Source organism: Streptomyces sp. NPDC054840 (genome assembly GCF_053611065.1).
Window position 1 is genome coordinate 1 of record NZ_JBSGZP010000810.1, and the last position, 2994, is coordinate 2994.

The 2994-nt window shown below is 71.0% G+C and carries 4 protein-coding genes; 2 read left to right on the plus strand and 2 right to left on the minus strand.

Annotation, left to right across the window (positions count from 1 at the left end; genetic code table 11):
• Positions 1-16 precede the first annotated feature (16 nt).
• Positions 17-1495: a DEAD/DEAH box helicase gene (locus ACWGIU_RS34365; RefSeq protein WP_453712023.1), complete on the minus strand. Its 1479-nt coding sequence runs from the start codon at positions 1493-1495 to the stop codon at positions 17-19.
• A 75-nt stretch (positions 1496-1570) separates the two neighbouring features.
• Positions 1571-2065, minus strand: coding sequence for a MarR family winged helix-turn-helix transcriptional regulator (locus ACWGIU_RS34370; RefSeq protein WP_453712024.1), 495 nt, complete (start codon positions 2063-2065; stop codon positions 1571-1573).
• Between the two features lie 107 nt (positions 2066-2172).
• Here ACWGIU_RS34370 and ACWGIU_RS34375 point away from each other — a divergent pair, with 107 nt between their 5' ends.
• Both ACWGIU_RS34375 and ACWGIU_RS34380 read left to right on the plus strand, forming a co-directional pair.
• The gene (locus ACWGIU_RS34375; RefSeq protein WP_453712025.1) at positions 2173-2571 is read left to right on the plus strand and encodes an HGxxPAAW family protein; all 399 of its coding nucleotides are present in this window, start codon (positions 2173-2175) and stop codon (positions 2569-2571) included.
• Positions 2572-2789: 218 nt separating this feature from the next.
• Positions 2790-2994: cold-shock protein (locus ACWGIU_RS34380; protein ID WP_030758508.1), on the plus strand; the 205-nt coding region annotated here is incomplete at its 3' end.

Here is a 2994-nt window from a genome sequence, read left to right on the forward strand (position 1 = left end):
GCGTACGCGTGTCGTGTCAGACGCCCCGGCGCACCCGGGCCGCGCGGCGGGCCTCGGCCTGCTGGCGGGCTTCGATCGTCTTGCGGGACTCCTTGCCCCGGCCGGGGCGGGTACCCATGCCGCGGAACGCGAGCTCCGAGCCCGAGGGCTTGCCCTTGGCGTCGGTCGGCGCGGAGCCCGCCAGCGGGACCCCGGAGGGGGCCTTGGCGCCGGTGATGCGGCTGAGGGCCGCCTCGCCGGACCGTACCTGCGTGATCGTCGGCCGGATCCGGGCGTCGGAGAGCAGGCGGACCATGTCCCGGCGCTGGTTGGGGGTGACGAGGGTGACGACCCGCCCGGACTCGCCGGCCCGGGCGGTGCGGCCGCCCCGGTGCAGATAGTCCTTGTGGTCGGCGGGCGGGTCGACGTTGACCACAAGGTCGAGGTCGTCGATGTGGATGCCGCGCGCCGCGACGTTCGTCGCGACCAGGACGGTCACGGCCCCGCTCTTGAACTGCGCCAGCGTCCGGGTGCGCTGCGGCTGCGACTTGCCGCTGTGCAGGCCCTCCGCGCGCACGCCCATGGCCCGCAGGTGCTTCACGAACTGGTCGACCCCGTGCTTGGTGTCGATGAACATCAGCACTCGGTTGTCCCGGGCCGCGATCTCGGTCGCCGCCGAGATCTTGTCGGCCGCGTGGATGTGCAGCACGTGGTGGTCCATCGTCGTCACCGCGCCCGCCTGCGGGTCGACGGAGTGCGAGACCGGGTCCTTCAGGTACTTCCGGACGAGCTGGTCGACGTTGCGGTCCAGGGTCGCGGAGAACAGCATCCGCTGCCCCGCGTGGTGCACTTGGTCGAGGATCTCGGTGACCTGCGGCATGAAGCCCATGTCGCACATCTGGTCGGCCTCGTCGAGCACGGTGATCTTCACGCGCTCCAGGTGTACGTCCCGCCGCCCGACCAGGTCGCTGAGCCGCCCGGGCGTGGCCACCACGACCTCGGCACCGGTCCGCAGGGAGCTCACCTGCCGACCGATGGACAGCCCGCCGACCACGGTGGCCATCCGCAGCTTCAGGGCCGCGGCGTAGGGCTCCAGCGCCTCGGTCACCTGCTGCGCCAGTTCACGCGTCGGTACGAGGACCAGCGCCAGTGGTCGCTTCGGGTCCGCCTGCTGCCCCGCCGTACGGGCCAGCAGCGCCAGGCCGAAGGCGAGGGTCTTGCCCGACCCGGTCCGGCCGCGGCCGAGGACGTCCCGGCCGACCAGCGCGTTCGGGAGCGTCGCGGCCTGGATCGGGAACGGCTCCGTCACGGCCAGCGAGGCCATGGTCTCCACCAGCTCAAGGGGCAGGTCGAGCTCGGCAAAGGACTTCACCGGCGCGAGCGCGGGCTCCTTCGGCGCGTGCATCGTGAACTCACCCTGCGGGCCGAGGGTCCGGGAGGCCTTGGCGGGAGTCCGGGCACCGGCCTTGGCACCGCCCTTCACACCGAAGCGCCCATGAGCTGACGGATTCCTCATGCAGGACCTTTCGAAGCAGAAAGAAGGAGGGGAAGAAATAAGTAGATGGTCAACCGCCCATGGTACCAGCGGAGGCTAAACCTCCCCGGCGGTCAGTTCACCGGACCGCACCTGCGCACAGTGCGCGCGGATCTCGACCGCCGCGCGGCCGAACCAGTCGGCGATCACGGCGATCTCGTCGGGGGTGTAATCGGCGAAGAGGGTGGCCAGCCGGTCGTACATCGGCTGGTACACGGCGACGACCCGCGCCGCGGCCCTGGGGTCGGCGACCACCCGGACCCGGCGCCGGTCGGCCGGGTCGGGGACGCGCCGCGCGTATCCGGCGCGTTCGAGGCGGTTGAGCACCCCGGTGACGGCTCCGGTGGTCAGGTCCAGGAGTCCGGCGAGATCACCGGCGGCGAGTGGGGTGTCCCCGGCGCCCAGGATGTGGCCCAGGCAGGTCAGGTCGGTGACGTTGAGCCCGAGCAGCTGCGCCACCTCCTGCTGGCCGACGATGCCCAGGGCCACGTACTGGTCCATGCGCGCAATCGCCTCGCCGGCCGTGGCCGGGGGGCGGGTCTTGCCCTGCACCCAAATACTCCTTAGTATCTAAGTTACTTAGTGAGTGAGATGCTTACCTCGCGAAATAAGCTTCCCGCTCTCCGAGCGTACTGCTGTCGGTCCGACCTGGGAGAACCATGAGCGCACACGGCCACGTAGACCTCGGCCACACGGTGGCCGGCTGGACGGGAACCACCCTGGCCCTGCTGGGCTCCGCCGGAGCGGGCGCCGCCGTCTGTGCGGCCTGGGTCCCCGGGATCTGGATCGGACTCGGCGTCGTCGTCGTGGCCGGGATCGTCACCTGGCTGCTGCATCTCGCCGGGTGGGGCAAGCCGAGCGGACCCCGGCCGGAGGCCGACTGGGACTGGCGCACCCGGGACACCGGCGCCCATGCGGGCCACGCCGAGTGCCTGGGCTGCCGGGTCGGCGGGCCGCGGCGGGCACTCGCGGCAGCCCCCCGGCGCCGATCCGCAGCGCTGCTGGCAGCCGCACCGGTGGTCACCGTGCCGCTGCCCGCCGCGGACAGCGGTGCGTGAACAGGGTGCGTGCATAAGCGGGCGGCGGGCCCCCGAAGGGCCTCTCCAAGGGCTTCGGATCGATCCGCTCCCTCTTTTCGCGGACAAGGCGGTCAGAAGTTCGAATGTGCGGCTTGCTCCGGTTGGCCGCGTTCAGCGTGTGCTCCGCGGGACGGTTGGGCAGGATCGAAACGGCCGCGTGTGCGGCCCGCAGTGGAACGTTGTGAAGGATCAGCCAGATGGCAACAGGCATCGTGAAGTGGTTCAACTCGGAGAAGGGCTTCGGCTTCATCCAGCAGGACGACGGCGGCCCCGATGTGTTCGTGCACTTCTCCGCGATCGAGACCACCGGGTTCAAGTCGCTGGAGGAGAACGCCCGCGTCGAGTACGACGTCTCCCAGGGCCCCAAGGGCCCGCAGGCTGAGCGGGTGGTTCCTCTCAGGT

What these genes read in the sequence shown, in the direction of transcription:
- ACWGIU_RS34365 (WP_453712023.1), bottom strand. Translation starts at nt 1,495, where the DNA reads ATGAGGAATCCGTCAGCTCATGGGCGCTTCGGTGTGAAGGGCGGTGCC.
- ACWGIU_RS34375 (WP_453712025.1), top strand. Translation starts at nt 2,173, where the DNA reads ATGAGCGCACACGGCCACGTAGACCTCGGCCACACGGTGGCCGGCTGG.